The 17,156-nt window shown below is 33.1% G+C and carries 17 protein-coding genes; 14 read left to right on the top strand and 3 right to left on the bottom strand.

The window, feature by feature from the left end:
- The first annotated feature begins 42 nt into the window (after positions 1–42).
- Positions 43–1,083 carry a glycosyltransferase gene (locus FND99_RS14980; protein WP_144338758.1) on the top strand — a complete coding sequence of 347 codons (1,041 nt, stop codon included), beginning with the start codon at positions 43–45 and terminating at the stop codon, positions 1,081–1,083.
- 96 nt (positions 1,084–1,179) lie between these two features.
- Here the strand turns inward: FND99_RS14980 and FND99_RS14975 are convergent, their stop codons facing one another.
- Positions 1,180–1,854: a hypothetical protein gene (locus FND99_RS14975; RefSeq protein WP_144338757.1), complete on the bottom strand. Its 675-nt coding sequence runs from the start codon at positions 1,852–1,854 to the stop codon at positions 1,180–1,182.
- Between the two features lie 232 nt (positions 1,855–2,086).
- Here FND99_RS14975 and murB point away from each other — a divergent pair, with 232 nt between their 5' ends.
- The 7 genes from murB (at position 2,087) to FND99_RS14940 (ending at position 7,532) form a co-directional block, all read left to right on the top strand.
- A complete protein-coding gene (gene murB / locus FND99_RS14970; RefSeq protein ID WP_144338756.1) occupies positions 2,087–3,100 on the top strand; it encodes a UDP-N-acetylmuramate dehydrogenase in 1,014 nt (337 codons plus the stop codon).
- Positions 3,101–3,142: 42 nt separating this feature from the next.
- Positions 3,143–3,652 carry a hypothetical protein gene (locus FND99_RS14965; RefSeq protein WP_144338755.1) on the top strand — a complete coding sequence of 170 codons (510 nt, stop codon included), beginning with the start codon at positions 3,143–3,145 and terminating at the stop codon, positions 3,650–3,652.
- Between the two features lie 7 nt (positions 3,653–3,659).
- Positions 3,660–4,274, top strand: a complete 615-nt coding sequence (locus FND99_RS14960; RefSeq protein ID WP_144338754.1) for an FMN-binding negative transcriptional regulator — start codon at positions 3,660–3,662, stop codon at positions 4,272–4,274.
- 83 nt (positions 4,275–4,357) lie between these two features.
- Complete coding sequence (locus FND99_RS14955; RefSeq protein ID WP_144338753.1) at positions 4,358–5,464, top strand: glycosyltransferase; 1,107 nt, start codon at positions 4,358–4,360, stop codon at positions 5,462–5,464.
- Positions 5,455–6,006, top strand: a complete 552-nt coding sequence (locus FND99_RS14950) for an RNA polymerase sigma factor (protein ID WP_144338752.1) — start codon at positions 5,455–5,457, stop codon at positions 6,004–6,006. The genes FND99_RS14955 and FND99_RS14950 overlap by 10 nt, the downstream gene beginning before the upstream one ends.
- A 154-nt stretch (positions 6,007–6,160) precedes the next feature.
- Entirely contained in the window at positions 6,161–6,988 is an 828-nt protein-coding gene (locus FND99_RS14945; protein ID WP_144338751.1) for an energy transducer TonB, read from the top strand.
- Positions 6,989–7,151: 163 nt separating this feature from the next.
- Positions 7,152–7,532: a PH domain-containing protein gene (locus FND99_RS14940; RefSeq protein ID WP_144338750.1), complete on the top strand. Its 381-nt coding sequence runs from the start codon at positions 7,152–7,154 to the stop codon at positions 7,530–7,532.
- A gap of 45 nt (positions 7,533–7,577) precedes the next feature.
- Here FND99_RS14940 and FND99_RS14935 read toward each other — a convergent pair whose 3' ends face one another.
- Positions 7,578–8,465: a M48 family metalloprotease gene (locus FND99_RS14935; RefSeq protein ID WP_144338749.1), complete on the bottom strand. Its 888-nt coding sequence runs from the start codon at positions 8,463–8,465 to the stop codon at positions 7,578–7,580.
- A 330-nt stretch (positions 8,466–8,795) separates the two neighbouring features.
- Here FND99_RS14935 and lipA point away from each other — a divergent pair, with 330 nt between their 5' ends.
- The 3 genes from lipA to FND99_RS14920 all read left to right on the top strand — a co-directional run bounded on the left by lipA (position 8,796) and on the right by FND99_RS14920 (position 12,963).
- A complete protein-coding gene (gene lipA, locus FND99_RS14930) occupies positions 8,796–9,662 on the top strand; it encodes a lipoyl synthase (protein WP_144338748.1) in 867 nt (288 codons plus the stop codon).
- Between the two features lie 101 nt (positions 9,663–9,763).
- Positions 9,764–10,762 (top strand): type I glyceraldehyde-3-phosphate dehydrogenase, encoded by a 999-nt coding sequence (gap, locus tag FND99_RS14925; RefSeq protein ID WP_144338747.1) that lies wholly within the window; start codon positions 9,764–9,766, stop codon positions 10,760–10,762.
- A gap of 26 nt (positions 10,763–10,788) precedes the next feature.
- Positions 10,789–12,963: a tetratricopeptide repeat-containing hybrid sensor histidine kinase/response regulator gene (locus tag FND99_RS14920; RefSeq protein ID WP_144338746.1), complete on the top strand. Its 2,175-nt coding sequence runs from the start codon at positions 10,789–10,791 to the stop codon at positions 12,961–12,963.
- 24 nt (positions 12,964–12,987) lie between these two features.
- Here FND99_RS14920 and lpxK read toward each other — a convergent pair whose 3' ends face one another.
- Positions 12,988–14,010, bottom strand: coding sequence for a tetraacyldisaccharide 4'-kinase (lpxK, locus tag FND99_RS14915; RefSeq protein WP_144338745.1), 1,023 nt, complete (start codon positions 14,008–14,010; stop codon positions 12,988–12,990).
- A 78-nt stretch (positions 14,011–14,088) separates the two neighbouring features.
- Between lpxK and FND99_RS14910 the strand changes: the two genes are divergently transcribed.
- The 3 genes from FND99_RS14910 to FND99_RS14900 all read left to right on the top strand — a co-directional run bounded on the left by FND99_RS14910 (position 14,089) and on the right by FND99_RS14900 (position 17,028).
- Positions 14,089–15,183, top strand: coding sequence for a Nif3-like dinuclear metal center hexameric protein (locus FND99_RS14910; protein ID WP_144338744.1), 1,095 nt, complete (start codon positions 14,089–14,091; stop codon positions 15,181–15,183).
- Positions 15,184–15,196: 13 nt separating this feature from the next.
- Entirely contained in the window at positions 15,197–15,976 is a 780-nt protein-coding gene (locus FND99_RS14905; RefSeq protein WP_144338743.1) for a zinc ribbon domain-containing protein, read from the top strand.
- Positions 15,977–16,161: 185 nt separating this feature from the next.
- Complete coding sequence (locus tag FND99_RS14900) at positions 16,162–17,028, top strand: alpha/beta fold hydrolase (RefSeq protein WP_144338742.1); 867 nt, start codon at positions 16,162–16,164, stop codon at positions 17,026–17,028.
- Positions 17,029–17,156: the final 128 nt, after the last annotated feature.

Genomic DNA, 17,156 nt, shown 5'->3' with positions numbered 1-17,156 from the left:
TGGAAATTTGTAAAATTCGTGGCGACAAAACTCATTTAATTAATGAAAAGAAAAATACTTTTTCTTGGAGAATCCTATCGCGCCGACGCTATAACTTGGATGAAAGGTCTAAAAGAATTTGGCGATTTTGACATTATCACTTGGGAACTTCAAACCTCAAATAATAAAAGATTCAAACGTATTTTAGAATATTTCTTCGCTCCTATTTCTATTCGAAAAATAATTCAGAAAGAAAAACCAGATATGGTTATTGCCGAAAGAACGACTAGTTACGGATTTCTTGCTGCATTATCAGGCTCAAAAACCATCGCAATCGCGCAGCAAGGCCGCACCGATTTATGGCCAGAAACTTCTGTTTTATATCCGTTTAAGAAATTCATTCAGAAATATGCCTTCAAAAAAGCGCATTTAATTCATGCTTGGGGACCTGTAATGACTGTCCACATGAAAGAAATTGGCGTTGATATGAACAAAGTTCTGGTTCTTCCTAAAGGAATTGATTTGACACTTTTTACTCCATCGACAAACAATTTAACTAAAATTGAAGCGATTGTAACGCGCTCGCTTCAGCCGGAATATCGTCATGATTCTATATTGAGAGCCTTTGGAATTTTAAATCACAAAGGGATTGATTTTTCATTGACGATCGTTGGAGGTGGAACTCGCTTGCAATTTTTAAAAGATTTAGCGAAAGAATTACAAATCGAAAATAAAGTAATTTTCACCGGAAGAATCCCAAATACAGAACTTCCTAAATTATTACAACAATCTAATATTTACATCAGCATGCCAATTACCGAAGGCGTTTCGGCATCTTTATTTGAAGCGATGGCTTGCAATTGTTATCCTATAGTTTCAGATATTCCGGGAAATCAAAGCTGGATAAAACATCGTGAAAACGGACAATTAATTGAAATTGACAATATCGAAATGCTAGCCGAAGAATTGATGTGGTCTTTTGAAAATTCTGAATCTAGAAATGAAGCTATTATTCGAAATAGAAAATTTATTGAAGAAAATGCTAATTATAATATTAATATGAAGGTTATTTCGGAAAAATATCATAGCCTTCTTGATACTTAAAAGTAATTTAACCGCAAAGACGCAAGGTTTAGCGCTAAGTTCGCTAAGCTTTGCGTTCATTGCGTAAAACTTTGCGATCTTGCGGTTAGAAAAACCTTATTTTGGATAAGCCAAAGAAACCTTTTTCTTAAAAGCATCATAAAGGACATAATGAAAATCTTCATTCTGCCTAAGAAGAAAGATACTTCCATAGCCTTCGGTTTTGGAAAAAACAATTTTATAAGCAGATAAATCGATCAACTTATTTTTGCTCTCACAATCTTTCACAATTTCTTCTGGCAAATTTCCACTAGTATCTGTCCATACATAATTATACTTTTTCCATTCTCTATCAAAAGAATCAAGCAGTTGAGTATAAAGCATTTTATCTTTATCATCCTGCAAAATACCATTACTTGGAATTAGCCGAATCAAACCTCCTTCCTTATAGATGTAAAAAATCCCTAAATCCTTAATAATCTGTGACTCATCAACTTTCATCATTCCGCAAGTAAGTCCGCTACGACTAACTTTTTGAACATTCATACTGATATGATAATCGTCAATTATTTTATAAGTACCAGAAGTAGACAAAGAACAACCACTCAAACATTCTTCCAAAGTATAACTAGAAAAAGTGTCGTCATTTTTAAGTGCTAAATAATGGCCGAAGGCTAGGCTTTTCTGTTCTTTTAAAGAATACTCAGCAACATTACTAAGACCAATTATTTCTTTGGTTTCCCAAATTCCTACCATATTTATTTGACCATAAGAAACAAACGGTAGAAACATATTGAATAACAAGAAAATAATAATCTTGAAGCTCAGAATAGATTTTAACATAATTATGTCTTTATAATTAATCAAACATACAAAAAACCAAAACCCAATTGAACTAATCGTAAGTAAAATTCTATATTTTAATAAAAATCTTAGCGAACTTTGCACAAAACTTTGCGTCTTTGCGGTTAAACCAAAAATTATAATCCTTACTTTTGAACTCAGATTAAAAAGCCTTTTATATATGGAAATCCAATCCAATTTTTCTTTAAAAAACTACAATACTTTTGGCATTGAAGCCAAAGCCAAACAATTTGTTGCAGTACATTCTGTTGCCGAATTAAAAACTATCTTAGAAGAAAACAAAAACGAGAAAAAATTCATTCTTGGTGGCGGAAGCAATATGCTTTTAACCCAAGACATTGATGCTCTGGTTATTCATATTGATTTAAAAGGCAAAGAAATAATCAAAGAAGATGATGATTTTGTCTGGGTTGAAAGTCAGGCTGGCGAAACGTGGCACGATTTTGTTCTTTGGACAATTGAAAATAATTTCGGCGGATTAGAAAACATGTCGTTGATTCCGGGAAATGTTGGAACAACACCAGTTCAGAACATTGGGGCATACGGAACTGAAATCAAAGACACTTTTGTTTCCTGCGAAGCAATGAATATTACAACTCAGGAAATGAAAACTTTCACAAATGCCGAATGCAATTTTGGCTACCGCGAAAGTATTTTTAAAAATGAAGTTAAAGATCAATTTATTATAACTTCTGTGATTTATAAATTGACCAAACGCAATCACAAAATCAATACTTCATACGGCGATATTTTGGCTGAATTGGCTAAAAACAACATTTCTGAACCAACATTAAAAGATGTCAGCAATGCTGTAATTGCAATCAGACAAAGCAAATTGCCAGATCCAAAAGAATTAGGAAACAGTGGAAGTTTCTTTAAAAATCCGATTTTATTGAAATCTGATTTTGAAAAAATCCATCAAAAATTCCCAGAAATGAAATTTTACGAAGTTTCAGAAACCGCAGTAAAAGTTCCCGCAGGATGGCTGATTGAGCAAGCTGGATTTAAAGGAAAACGTTTTGGCGACGCTGGAGTTCATAAAAATCAAGCTTTGGTTTTAGTAAATTATGGAAAAGCAACCGGTCAGGAAATTTTAGCCGTTTCAAAAGAGGTTCAAAAAACTGTTTTAGAAAAATTCGGAATTCAAATTGAAGCCGAAGTCAATGTGATTTGAAACAAAAAATTCACTAATTTCCATTAATTATTTTTTTTTTGGATGAAAAAACTAAACATCAGAGTTCTTTTATTGCAATTCTTCGGAATGATTTTTTTGATTAATGGAATTCTGCAGCTTAGGTTTTATACTGTTGCCGAAAAAATTATTTGTGCAAAAAATCATTTTGAAGATCAAAAATCATCACAATGGAATCGATTATTTCCAAATAAAGAAGAAGTTTTAAGTTTTTGGCCAAGCGTCTATATCTGGATTTTCTTTGGATTGGTAATGGGTATTTTCATCGTAGTTTATTTGAATTGGAAAAGCAAACTTTCGCCGTTAAACAGTATTTTTATTGCTGTATTGCTATACATACTTTTAAGATTTAAATTTTTCAGGAGAGAAATTGCATCACAATTTTTTCGCCCTGTGAGAACAGCATTTTCTGATGATTTTGCAGTACAATGCTTATTTGAAGGAATCATTTTTACTATTATAGGATTAACCATTTTATATGTAAGCGTTAATCCGGATTTATTTACTTTTAGAAAAACCGCAATCCCAAGCTAATTCATCAATGTACACACCAGATTTATATAGAAACGAAAATCAGGAGGAAATCAGAGCTTTTTTGAAAGAAAACAGCTTTGGCATCCTGATCAATCAGACCAACGGAAAATTGTGCGCAACCCACATTCCGATAGAACTTGAAATCAATGCAGATGGAAACGAAATCCTACAAGGGCATATTTCAAAACTGAATCCGCAAGCAGAAGGTTTTAAAGAAAATGATCAAGTTTTGGCAGTTTTTACGGGTCCGCACAGTTATATTTCTTCTTCTTGGTACGACCATGAAAATGTGCCAACTTGGAATTATATAGCCGTACATGTTTATGGAAAAATCAAGATTGTAGATTATGAAACTTCGGTTGAGCAATTAAAAAAATTAGTCGACAAATACGAAGCGAATTCAGAAAACCCTGTACGAGTAGAAAATTTATCTGAAAAAACCATGCGCGAAGCCCGAGGAATCTACGGTTTTGAGATTGAAATCAATGAAATTCAAGCAACTAAAAAACTATCTCAAAATCGTGATGATTTTAATTATAAAAACATAATTTCGGAGTTAGAAAAAACCGAAAACCCTCAGGCTATTGCTGTTGCAAAAGAAATGTCAAAATGCCGAAAGTAAATCGTTTTTAAACATTGAAAATTAGGAATTCATAAGTACATTTGCACTCGCAAGATTCAGAAATTAAAAGATATTAAAATCAGATGCTTACAATTTTATTTTACTTTTTTATTGCTATCGTTGTTGTACAACTTTTTTATTACTTAGGCGTATTTGGAAAGTTCGCTTTTGCTAAACCTCAAGAGATTACACAAAAAAAACTTCCCGTTTCAGTAATTGTCTGCGCTAAAAATGAAGAAGAAAATGTAAAGAAATTTATCCCGCTTTTAGCAGAACAAGATTATCCTGATTTTGAAATTGTTTTGATTGATGATGCTTCAAGCGACGAAACTTTAGAAGTTTTTGAAGAGTTTGAAAATCAGTATCCAAATATTCGTTTAGTAAAAGTTCAAAACAATGAAGCTTTCTGGGGAAATAAAAAATACGCTCTAACTTTAGGAATCAAAGCTTCAAAAAAAGACTACCTTTTATTTACCGATGCCGACTGTTATCCTACTTCTAAAAGCTGGATCACGTCAATGACTTCACAATTCACTATGAACAAAACTATCGTTTTGGGTTATGGCGGATATGAAAAAATTGACCGTTCAATTTTAAATAAAATCATTCGTTTTGAAACTATTTTAACGGCTGTTCAATATTTTTCATGGGCAAAAATTGGCGCTCCATATATGGGAGTTGGCAGAAATTTAGCTTACAAAAAAGAAGAATTTTTTAATGTAAACGGTTTTATAGACCACATTCAAGTGCGTTCTGGCGATGATGATTTATTTGTAAATCAAGCTGCAAACAAATCAAATACTGCAATTTCATATAATCCGGAAAGTTTCACTTACTCAAAACCAAAGGAATCTTATAAAGAATGGTTCAGCCAAAAAAGAAGACATGTATCGACGGCAGAATATTATAAATTTTTTGACAAAATGCAATTGGGCTTTTTCTACACTTCCCAATTATTCTTTTTTATATCCTTTATTCTTTTATTAGCTTTCCAATTTCAATGGATTGCTGTACTGGCAATTATAGCAACGCGTTATACAGTTGCGTGGACCGTAATGGGATTTTCGGCTGGAAAATTAAAAGAAAAAGACTTGAAAATTTGGTTTCCAATTGTAGAGATAGTGCTTATATTAACACAAATTAATATCTTTATAACTAATATCTTTTCAAAACCGGTACATTGGAAATAAATTCTAAAATAGAAAAAGCAAAAAAAGGCGATCAGATCGCCTTTACTTTTTTATTAGATTTTTACTGGAATGAAGTTTACGGATTCATGCTGAAACGCACAGAAAACGAAACAATTGCAGAAGATATTACCATTGAAACCTTCTCAAAAGCTTTCGATAAAATCGCTACTTACAACTCCGAATTTAAATTCAATACATGGTTAATCAGTATAGCAAAAAATGTCTATATTGATTTGCTCCGAAAAAAGAAAACTAATCTTTTTATCGAAATCACAGACAGTGAAGACCAACAGGCCTATAATATTGCCGACCCTACTCCATCTGCTGAAGATGCTTTAATTAAAGAGCAAAATTTATCCCGCTTGCTTTTGTGCATCAAAGAACTGAAACCCCATTATCAGGAAGTTATTCAGCTGCGTTATTTTCAGGAAATGACCTATCAGGAAATTGCTCTCAAGATTGATGAGCCTTTAAGCAATGTAAAAGTAAAACTTTTACGCGCTAAAAAATTATTAGCAGAAATTATAGAACGTAACAGATAATTCATTATCTTTAGGTAAAGAATAAAATATAATCATATTTTTTCTTAAAAAACCTATTTTCTAACATAATAAAACAACAACTTCTGCGTTGTTTGCTAAAACCCAATTTTATCGCGTATGATTTAAAGTTACTTAACCTTAAAATCCAAAAATCATGTCTAAATCAAGCATCTATGAAAACAAGTGGATCGATCTTGTTTTCGAAAACAAAAACAAAGAGTACGGAGCGTATCAATTACGCCAAGAAAATTCTAAAACAACAATTACTGCCTTATTTATGGCATTATTGTTAATAACCGCTGTGGGAAGCGTATCGATGCTGATTAATAAATTTAGGACGCCAGTTAATAATGACCCCGGAATAATTTCTTGTCCAATAACGCCGGTTAGCATTGTACCCGATCTTGTAAAACCAACAACACCAAAACCAACTGCACCTCCTGCACAAAAACAACCTGCAGCAGCACCAATTACTGCTGCGCAATTAGCACATCCTGTTGTTACATCTGCTGATCAAGCTACACCAGATATTGCAACTAATGTTGAAAACCATGCTACTGTAGACAATGCTACAACTGGTGATGGAACAATATCAAATGTGTTGCCAGGAAGTGGAGGCGCAGGGGACGAAACCATCAATGAACCGGTAGCGACTAACGAGCCGGTAATTGCTGCAGCATTAGACAAAATGCCTAGTTTTCCTGGAGGAATGGACAAGTTTTACAGCTATGTTGGAAACAACTTCAAAAGACCTGACTTGGAAACTGAAATGACTCTTAAAGTATATGTTTCTTTTGTAATTGAAAGAGACGGATCAATAACTGACATCATGGTACAAAAAGATCCTGGTTATGGAATGGGCAAAGAAGCCATTAGAGTATTGAAATCATTAAAAATAAAATGGACGCCAGGAATTTTAAACGGAAAACCTGTTAGAACAGCATATAATCTTCCGATTACAATTAAAACGCAACCGGAATAAAATATAAATCGAAAAAAAAGAAAAAGCAGAACTTTGGTTCTGCTTTTTTTATGCTCGGTAATTTAAAATTCATTAATAGCATTTCTTAGCTTCTTTTTTAATTTTAACTACCTTTACGCCTCCTTAAAACCAAAACAATTTTATTAAAATTAAAAACTAAAAAATGGGAATATTTTCTGCACTTATAGGCAACGCAGGTACTGTTAGCCAAGATGATTTATTGAAAAAATACGGTCAACTTTTGACTGACAACGAGCAAATTGAAATGGGTTTCAAATTAATTCGCGATACTTTTATTTTCACAAACAAAAGATTAATTCTGGTTGATGTTCAAGGAATTACTGGAAGCAAAACAGAATATAAATCTATCACTTATAAAAGCATTACTCGTTTCAGCGTTGAAACTGCAGGTACTTTTGATTTGGATGCCGAATTAAAAATTTGGGTTTCAAGCGAAATAAACCCAAGTATTGTAAAGCAATTCAACAAATCTGTAAATGTTTATGATGTTCAAAAAGTATTGGCACATCATGTTTTAGGATAATCTTTAAAATAAAAAAAGCGGCAATTTTAAATTTGCCGCTTTTTTTTATTTCTTTTTAGCTGTTGTGGTTGTTTTCTTGGTTGTCGTCGTTGCTTTTTTAGTTGTTGTAGCTTTTGCAACTGGAGCAGTATTTACAATTTTCTGTTGTACATAAGGTTTGTATAAACCATCTTTTTCGGCTCTCTTTTTTGCATCATCAGCTCTTTTAGCAGAATCAGGGTGCGAACTCATCATTTTGTCAAGGAAAGAAGCTTCACTTCCTTCACTCATTTTAGCCAAAATCCTAAATGCAGATTCTTCAGCATTTACATCGTATCCGTTTTTCTTCAAGAAATTGTACGAAAACAAATCGGCTTCAGCTTCTTGTTTACGGCTAAACTTGCTGTCAACCATGGCGCTTCCAATTTTCCCCAACTGACTGTCAGTAACAGCAGTAATTTTTGCAGACTGTGAAGATACGCCATCAATCAAGGCTTCTTTTTGATACGCTGCTCTCATGGCATCTCTTGTGTCATTATTAGCAACGTGACCAATTTCGTGACCAATAACTGCTAGTAATTCGTTGTCATCCATAATATCCATCAAACCAGAATACACACGAACACTTCCATCTGCAGTTGCAAACGCGTTTACTTCTTTCAATTTATAAACTTTATAATTCAGTGTAAATCCTTCGCCTGAAGTATATTTTCCAAAAACCCTGTTTAATCTCAAAGTATAGCCGTCATTTGGTCCTGCAATTTCATTAGTAGAGTCTAATTTACGTACGGCTTCTTTTGATAAGGCCGCAGCATCGGCACTCGTCAAGGTAAAACTAGTAACACCTTTTTGCAACGCTCCCATCGCTTTATCACCTAAATTAATTTGCGCATTCATTTTCGTAAAACCCAATGTGGCAAATAAAATTCCAAAAACTATTAATTTCTTTTTCATGTTTTTATTTATTACAATTTAACAACAAATGTACTACATTAAATTTCTAATTTTAATTTGAAAAAAGCTATTTTATATCAAATAAAGGTATAAAATTTAAGAGATTAAAAACCAATTAGATAGCATAATTATCAGTCTTGAGTCTCCAAATAAATCAAAATAGAAAAATTTTTACCGATGCAGTTCTGAAAAACTTCGTTTTTAACATTTCAGGTAAAAAATAGATAAAACAAACTTTGGTTTTACAAAAAAGCCATTGCATCAAATTAACCCAGAAACAAATGTCCAAATAAACTACATTCCTTATCTTTGTGTTTTGAATTTTGATATATGGAAACAGTCATTGAGAATATACCAACAGGAAAACCAAAGTGGTTAAAGGTTAAACTTCCTATTGGACAAAAATATACTGAACTCCGCGGTTTAGTTGACAAATACAGCTTAAATACTATTTGCACCTCTGGAAGCTGCCCAAATATGGGGGAATGCTGGGGTGAAGGAACAGCAACTTTTATGATTTTGGGAAATGTCTGCACGCGTTCTTGCGGCTTTTGCGGTGTAAAAACTGGCCGTCCTGAAACAGTTGATTGGGATGAACCTGAAAAAGTAGCACGTTCTATTAAAATCATGAACATCAAACACGCCGTAATTACAAGTGTTGACAGAGATGATTTAAAAGATGGCGGTTCTATCATTTGGATAGAAACAGTAAAAGCAATCCGCCGAATGAACCCAAATACTACCTTAGAAACTTTAATTCCGGATTTTCAGGGAATCAAAAGAAACCTTGACCGAATTGTTGAAGCAAATCCTGAAGTGGTTTCGCACAATGTTGAAACGGTTCGCCGTTTGACTCGCGAAGTACGTATTCAGGCGAAATATGACCGTAGTCTTGAAGTTTTGCGTTATCTAAAAGAAAAAGGCATCAACAGAACTAAATCTGGCATCATGCTTGGCCTTGGCGAAACTGAAGAGGAAGTTTTTCAAACCATGACTGACTTGCGCAATGCAAATGTTGATGTTGTAACAATTGGACAATATCTGCAGCCAAGTAAAAAACACTTGCCTGTTAAGGAATTTATTACTCCTGAGCAGTTTGAAAGATATGAAAAATTTGGTCTTGAATTAGGTTTCCGCCATGTTGAAAGTGGTCCGCTAGTTCGTTCTTCATACAAAGCACAAAAACATATTTTATAAAAAAGTTTAATCGTTTAATTGGTTAATCGTTTAATCAAAGATGAGTAAAACGGTTTAAAACAATTAAACGATTTCAACGATTAAACGAATAAACCAAATAATTGAAAACAAGAATTGCTATAAATGGTTTTGGAAGAATCGGAAGAAATTTATTCCGTTTGCTTTTAAATCATTCAGAAATTGAAGTTGTTGCCATCAACGATATTGCCGATAACAAAACAATGGCGCACTTAATAAAATATGACAGCATTCATGGCGTTTTGCCTTATGCAGTAAGTCATGACGAAGAATCGATTATTGTTGACGGCAGGAAATTTTTATTTTTTCATGAAAAAAGCATTTCAAATTTAGATTGGAAAAGCCATAATATTGATTTTGTAATTGAATCTACTGGAAAATATAAAACACACGAAGAATTAAATGCGCATTTAGAAGCTGGAGCAAAAAAAGTGATTCTTTCAGCTCCGTCAGAAGTTGACACGATTAAAACGGTTGTTTTAGGGGTTAATGAAAATATTTTAGACGGAACTGAAAATATCGTTTCAAATGCAAGCTGTACAACAAACAATGCCGCACCAATGATCAAAATCATTGATGAATTGTGCGGTATCGAGCAAGCATACATTACTACCATACATTCATACACAACTGACCAAAGTCTTCATGACCAGCCACATAAGGATTTACGCAGGGCGAGAGGCGCAAGTCAGTCAATTGTTCCAACAACTACAGGTGCAGCTAAGGCATTAACAAAAATTTTTCCTAAATTGCATCAAAAAATCGGAGGATGCGGGATTCGTGTCCCTGTTCCTGATGGTTCATTAACAGACATTACATTCAATGTAAAACGTGCTGTTACTATCGAAGAAATTAATAAAGCATTTGAACAGGCTTCAAAAACAAATTTAAAAGGAATACTAGATTACACAGAAGATCCTATCGTTTCTGTTGATATAATTGGCAATACGCATTCGTGCTTATTTGATGCACAACTTACTTCAGTCATTGATAAAATGGTAAAAGTAGTGGGCTGGTACGATAACGAAATTGGTTATTCATCAAGATTAATAGATTTGATTTTACTGACAAGAAAAACATAGAATTCATTGTAAAAGCATTGCCATACATGAAATACCGCATTCTTATTCTTGTTTGTTTTTTAAATTCATTTTTGTATTCTCAAACTAAAAAGAATACAGATAGTGTTTCCTATTACAATAAGTTAGCGAACTCAAATCTTGATAAGAAAAAGTATAATCAGGCCGTTTTTTTTACCAAAAAATCTATTGATTTTTGCCAGACCAACAACAAAACTGAAAATTTAGCCAATCAGACTTTTAAGCTTGGAAAAATTTACTACAATCAGCAAAAATATGATGCCGCTTTAAAAAATTTCCACAAAAGTGTTTCCTTATTTGATAAAGTAAAACCGACTTGTACCAAAATTTTGGCTTTACACTATATTGGAGCAACAAATACGGCACAGGGAAACTTTGAAATTGGCAACATTTACTATAAAAAAGCAGACAGTCTTTTAAAACAGCTGAAACTTGTAGATCATGCCGAAATTTTAGATTACCAAAAAGCGACAGCGCTTAAAATTGGAAAAAATCTGCCGCTTGCCGCGAAAACTTTCCAAAAAATAATAAAGAAACCAAACAATCCAAAAATTATAAAAACCAAAGCAGATTCTTATTATCAGCTTGGATTGATCGAGACTACTTTAAAAAGAAATGATTCGGCTCTAGTTTATTTTGACAATGCATTGGATTACAGCGCCAAAAACAACGACTTATTTCAAAAATCGAAAATTATTCTAGCTATAAGTCAGTATTACAAAAAGAACCGAAACTTTGATCTTGCTTATTCATATCTTGATGAACATTATCAGATTGAGAATTATATTTTAAAACTTAAAAATGCGAAATTGGATTTCAATGAATTTGAGAAATTCAAAAAAACGCAGTCAATCAATAATACGCTGAAACGCGAAAGCGATCAAAAAATTCAATTAAAAACGTATCGGTATTCAAAATTGGTAAGTATTTTGGCCATTGCCTTAATTTCGATTTTATCTCTTTTGAGTTTGGCTCTGTACAAAAACAATATCATTCGAAATCAGAATAATTTACTTTTAAGAGAGAAAAACAAAGAACTTATTCTCGCCAAAAACAAGGCCGAAAAAGCATCAAAAGCAAGATCTGAATTTTTATCAACCGTAAGCCATGAACTTCGAACGCCTTTGAATGCCATCAACGGAATTACGCATTTGCTTTTAGAAGATAATCCAAAAAAAAATCAGTTGAAATATTTAGAATCACTGAAATTTTCAGGAAATTATCTGACTACTTTTATCAATGAAATTCTAGAAATCAATAAAATCGATTCCACAAAAGTTGAAGTTGAATATATCAGTTTCAATTTAAAAGAGCTTTTATTCAATATTCAAAGTTCGCTGAAAGAATTGGCTACAGCCAATAAAAACTATTTCAACCTAGAAATTGACGAAGCGATTCCCGATAATCTAATTGGCGACCCAACAAAATTATCTCAGATTATCCTTAATTTGATCAATAACGCTTTAAAATTTACCCAAAACGGACATGTAAATGTAATTGCAAAATTGTATGCAATTGAAGAAGAAAGTGCAACTGTTTATTTTGAAATTGTTGACACCGGAATTGGTATTCCTGAAGATAAACTGCAATCTGTTTTTGAAAGTTTTTCGCAAGGTTCTATCGAAGTAAACCGAAAATATGGCGGTACAGGACTTGGACTTACGATTGTAAAAAAATTAATTGAGCTTTTGGGTGGCGAAATAAAACTAAAAAGCGAAGTTGGCAAAGGATCGACTTTTACATTTAAGCTGAATTTCAACATCAATAAAGAACCTTTAGAAGTTGTAGAAGAAACAGCAAAATTATACAGCGATAAGCAATTGGAACACAAATCGATTTTATTGATTGAAGACAACAAAATCAATCAGATGATTACTCGAAAAATGCTTGAAAACAAAGCAATTCAGTGCCAGATAATTGATAATGGCGAAGAAGCTGTAGAACTTTTGAAAATTAATCGTTTTGATATGGTTTTGATGGATGTGCATTTGCCAGGAATTAACGGAACAACAGCCACAAAAATGATCCGTGAATTTGATAAAACTACTCCAATTATAGCACTAACGGCAATTTCGCTTGACGAAAACAGAGATATGCTTTTATCTTTCGGAATGAACGATGTAATTACAAAACCATTTGTTCCCGACGAATTTTACAGCACAATTGCGAAGTTTTTTGATTAACTAAGGTCCTGAAATGCTAAGATACTAAGTTGTTAAGTTTTTCTTGACGTACTCTAAAATTGTTTCATCAAAATTTTGTTGCTTATTGATAAACGTACTTTTTATAGGAAGATAATAAAGCTGCGAAACCAATTTTGAATCTTTTAAGCGAACGTAATCTTTCTCTGTTGTTATGATTTTTTTTCCGCTCGCTTTGTTTTGAATCGAATCTAAATCGGCCTCAGAAAAATGGTGATGATCTGGAAAAGTCAAACAGTCGTCGCTTTCATTTTTAAGATAATCGAAAAAAGGTTTTGGTTTTGCAATTCCTGCAAGAAGCAATTTCGATTCCGATTTTATTTCGCTTACCACAACTTTTTCTTCTTTCCCAAAAATTACATCATCATAATCTATAAAAGTGAAAAACAATTGTTGAGAAGCTTTTAACTTTAGTTTTGATGCTATTTCAGCCTGTTTTTCATCTGATAAATTCTTTGGGCATTTTGTCACCACAACAATATTTGCTCTGTTTGCTCCACTTCTGCTTTCTCGTAAATTTCCTGTCGGAAGCATAAAATCATCCGCATACAAATCATCATACGAAGACAATAAAATATAAAAACCAGCTTTTACTTTCCGGTGTTGATAAGCATCGTCGAGCAAAATAACTTCTAGTTTATTTTTCTGCGAAAGCAATTGCGTAATTCCGTTTGTTCGGTTGGCATCAACTGCAACTTGAATATTTGGGAATTTTTGATAGAATTGAAACGGCTCATCGCCCAGAATTTCAGCATTAGAAGTTTCATCAGCTAAAACAAAGCCTTCTGATTTCCGCTTGTAACCCCGACTTAACGTTGCTACTTTATATTGATCTGATAATAATCGGATTAAATATTCAATTTGTGGTGTTTTTCCAGTACCACCCACGCTCAAATTCCCAACTGCAATAACCGGAATATCAAATGAAGTTGACTTCAAAATTCCTTTATCAAAAAGAAAATTTCGGATTGAAGTTATAAAGCCATATAAAATGGCAAATGGGAAAAGTATTTTTCGGAGTAAGTTCATTTTACGAAAGTATAATTTTTTTCGTTAATTTGTTTCAAGTTTTGGAAGCCTGAAACTTGAAATCTGAAACTTGAAACAATGAAAATAGCACATATAATATCAGTTCTAGAAAAAATGTCACCTTTAGCATACGCCGAAGATTTTGACAATGTTGGGCTTTTAGTTGGAAATGCTGAAACAGAAAGTACCGGAGTTTTAGTTTGTCACGATGCTTTAGAAAATGTAATTGACGAAGCGATTTCTAAAAACTGCAATTTGGTTGTTTGCTTCCATCCTATTTTATTTTCGGGAATTAAAAAAATTACAGGCAAAAATTATGTTGAACGCGCGATTTTAAAAGCCATTAAAAATGACATTGCGATTTATGCCGTTCACACTGCTTTAGACAATCATTCTGCTGGGGTAAATAAAATATTCTGCGATGCTTTGGGATTGACAAATACTAAAGTCTTGATTCCAAAACAAAATTTCATTCAAAAATTAGTGACTTATACCGTTCCGGAAAACGCTCAAAAAGTTCGTCAGGCATTGTTTGATGCTGGCGCGGGAACGATTGGAAATTATGACAACTGCAGTTTTAATTCGGATGGAATTGGAACTTATAAAGGAAATTCCGAAAGTAATCCAGTTATTGGAGAACGCCACGAATTAACCGAGACTCAGGAAATAAAAATCGAAGTTACTTTTGAAAAACATTTACAATCTAAAATTTTAAAAGCATTATTCTCTAATCATATTTACGAAGAAGTCGCTTATGAAATTTATGATCTTCAAAATTCCCATCAAAATATTGGTTTAGGAATGATTGGCGAATTTGAAAATGAAATGGATGAAAAGGAATTTCTTCACTTCGTAAAAAATAAAATGATTGCCGACGGAATTCGACATTCTGCTTTTTTAGGAAAAAAAATTAAGAAAGTTGCCGTTCTGGGCGGTTCAGGAAGTTTTGCGATAAAAAATGCAATTCAGGCTGGAGCCGATGCGTTTTTGACTGCCGACTTAAAATATCATCAATTTTATGAAGCCGAAAATCGATTACTTTTGGCAGATATTGGTCATTTTGAGAGCGAACGCTATACAAAAAACTATATTGTTGATTTTCTTCGAAAAAAAATCCTTAATTTTGCCATCATTTTATCAGAAGAAAATACAAATCCAGTTAAGTACTTATAGAAACTTATAGAATATGGCGAATACGAAAGAATTAAGTGTTGAGGACAAGTTAAGAGCAATATACGATTTACAGCTTATTGACTCTAGAATTGACGAAATCAGAAACGTTAGAGGAGAACTTCCTTTAGAGGTTGAAGATTTAGAAGATGAAGTTGCAGGTTTGAGCACTCGTTCAGAGAAACTGAAAGGTGAACTTGAAGTGATTGAGGAGCAAATCAAAGCAAAGAAAATTGCTATTGAGGAGCACAAAGAGGTTATCAAAAAATACACAAAACAACAAGAATCAGTTCGTAATAACAGAGAATTTAATTCTTTGACTAAAGAGGTTGAATTTCAAGAATTAGAAATTCAATTGGCTGAAAAGCAAATCAAAGAAATGAAAGCTTCTATCGAACATAAAAAAGAAGTTATTTCTAATTTAAAAGAAAAACTTGACGCAAAAAGCTCACATTTAAAACATAAAAAATCTGAACTTGATGCAATTATGGCTGAAACTCAAAAAGAAGAAATCTTCTTGTCTGAGAAATCTGCTGAATTTGCTGCACAAATTGAAGACAGATTATTAGCTGCTTACAACAGAATCAGAAGTAGTGTACGTAATGGTTTAGCTGTTGTTTCTATCGAAAGAGGAGCTTCTGCAGGATCATTCTTCACTATTCCGCCACAAACTCAAGTTGAGATCGCTTCAAGAAAGAAAATCATCACTGATGAGCATTCTGGAAGAATTTTAGTTGACACTCAATTAGCTGAAGAAGAAAAAGAAAAAATGGAACAATTGTTCTCTAAATTCTAAATATCAAGTCCCGATTAAATCGGGACTTTTTTTTTGCACAATTATTTTTTCGCCACGAATTTCACGAATTAGCACGAATTAATTAGTGGCAATTCGTGAAATTCGTGGCGAAAATTTTTACTAATCTGTAAAAATCATTTTTATCTGTGGCAAAACATTTTTTACCTTTAGAAAAAATTTAAGTTTTGGGAATTAAAAAAGGAATTCGTTTTATTACATTAAAATCGGTCGGATCATACATTAACTTTCTGAGTTACGTTCGTCCACAAAAAGCTGTTGAACTTTCATACGCACTTTTTAGCCAGCCTAGAATTGGCAGACTGCAAAAAGAAACACTTCCAAAAGTTTTAAAAAATACAGAAACAGAAACGTTTCATCACAACGAGCATCATTTTCAGACTTATATCTGGAAAGGAAATGAAACCAAAATTTTATTAGTTCACGGCTGGGAAAGCAATGCAGCACGCTGGAAAAAAACGCTGCCCCACCTTCAAAAATCAGGAAGTACGATTATTGCCATCGATGCTCCTGCTCATGGACAAAGCAGCGGAAAAGAATTCAATGTGCCTCTTTACGCTGAATTCATCAATAAAGCTGTCGAAAAATATCAGCCGGAAATTATTATTGGGCATTCAATTGGTGGCGCAGCCTGCGTTTATCATCAATATTTATTTCCGAACACCAGTATCAACAAAATGGTCATTTTAGGCGCTCCATCAGAATTAAAAACCTTGATTGACAATTATGTTTCGATGCTGAGTCTGAACACTAAAATGTTTTCTCTTTTAGAAAGCAAATTCATGGAACGCTTCAACTTTAAACTGGAAGATTTTTCAGGACAAAAGTTTGCTTCCGAATTTAATGTTCCAGGTTTGATTGCCCATGACACTACAGATAAAATTGTTGCTTTTGAAGAAGGAAAAAAAATAGCCAGCAACTGGAAAAACAGTCAGTTTATTGAAACAAAAGGTTTAGGTCATGGTATGCATGATGATGAATTGTATGATAAAGTGATTGAGTTTTTGTTTTCTTCGAAAGATTCTGGCTACTAAGTCGCTAAGACTCTAAGTTTTTTTTCAAATTTTAGATAAGCAATCGCAATATTGTCATTCCGATTTCTATGATAAAACCAAATCTTTTTCATAAAAGGTTTGGTTTTTTATTACTGCAAAAACACGAT

Source organism: Flavobacterium daemonense, from assembly GCF_007341385.1.
GTDB classification, from domain to species: domain Bacteria; phylum Bacteroidota; class Bacteroidia; order Flavobacteriales; family Flavobacteriaceae; genus Flavobacterium; species Flavobacterium daemonense.
This window is presented reverse-complemented; position numbering and strand designations above follow the sequence as displayed.

What these genes read in the sequence shown, in the direction of transcription:
- FND99_RS14980 (WP_144338758.1), top strand. Translation starts at nt 43, where the DNA reads ATGAAAAGAAAAATACTTTTTCTTGGAGAATCCTATCGCGCCGACGCT.
- FND99_RS14975 (WP_144338757.1), bottom strand. Translation starts at nt 1,854, where the DNA reads ATGTTTCTACCGTTTGTTTCTTATGGTCAAATAAATATGGTAGGAATT.
- murB (WP_144338756.1), top strand. Translation starts at nt 2,087, where the DNA reads ATGGAAATCCAATCCAATTTTTCTTTAAAAAACTACAATACTTTTGGC.
- FND99_RS14965 (WP_144338755.1), top strand. Translation starts at nt 3,143, where the DNA reads ATGAAAAAACTAAACATCAGAGTTCTTTTATTGCAATTCTTCGGAATG.
- FND99_RS14960 (WP_144338754.1), top strand. Translation starts at nt 3,660, where the DNA reads ATGTACACACCAGATTTATATAGAAACGAAAATCAGGAGGAAATCAGA.
- FND99_RS14955 (WP_144338753.1), top strand. Translation starts at nt 4,358, where the DNA reads ATGCTTACAATTTTATTTTACTTTTTTATTGCTATCGTTGTTGTACAA.
- FND99_RS14945 (WP_144338751.1), top strand. Translation starts at nt 6,161, where the DNA reads ATGTCTAAATCAAGCATCTATGAAAACAAGTGGATCGATCTTGTTTTC.
- FND99_RS14940 (WP_144338750.1), top strand. Translation starts at nt 7,152, where the DNA reads ATGGGAATATTTTCTGCACTTATAGGCAACGCAGGTACTGTTAGCCAA.
- FND99_RS14935 (WP_144338749.1), bottom strand. Translation starts at nt 8,465, where the DNA reads ATGAAAAAGAAATTAATAGTTTTTGGAATTTTATTTGCCACATTGGGT.
- lipA (WP_144338748.1), top strand. Translation starts at nt 8,796, where the DNA reads ATGGAAACAGTCATTGAGAATATACCAACAGGAAAACCAAAGTGGTTA.
- FND99_RS14920 (WP_144338746.1), top strand. Translation starts at nt 10,789, where the DNA reads ATGAAATACCGCATTCTTATTCTTGTTTGTTTTTTAAATTCATTTTTG.
- lpxK (WP_144338745.1), bottom strand. Translation starts at nt 14,010, where the DNA reads ATGAACTTACTCCGAAAAATACTTTTCCCATTTGCCATTTTATATGGC.
- FND99_RS14910 (WP_144338744.1), top strand. Translation starts at nt 14,089, where the DNA reads ATGAAAATAGCACATATAATATCAGTTCTAGAAAAAATGTCACCTTTA.
- FND99_RS14905 (WP_144338743.1), top strand. Translation starts at nt 15,197, where the DNA reads ATGGCGAATACGAAAGAATTAAGTGTTGAGGACAAGTTAAGAGCAATA.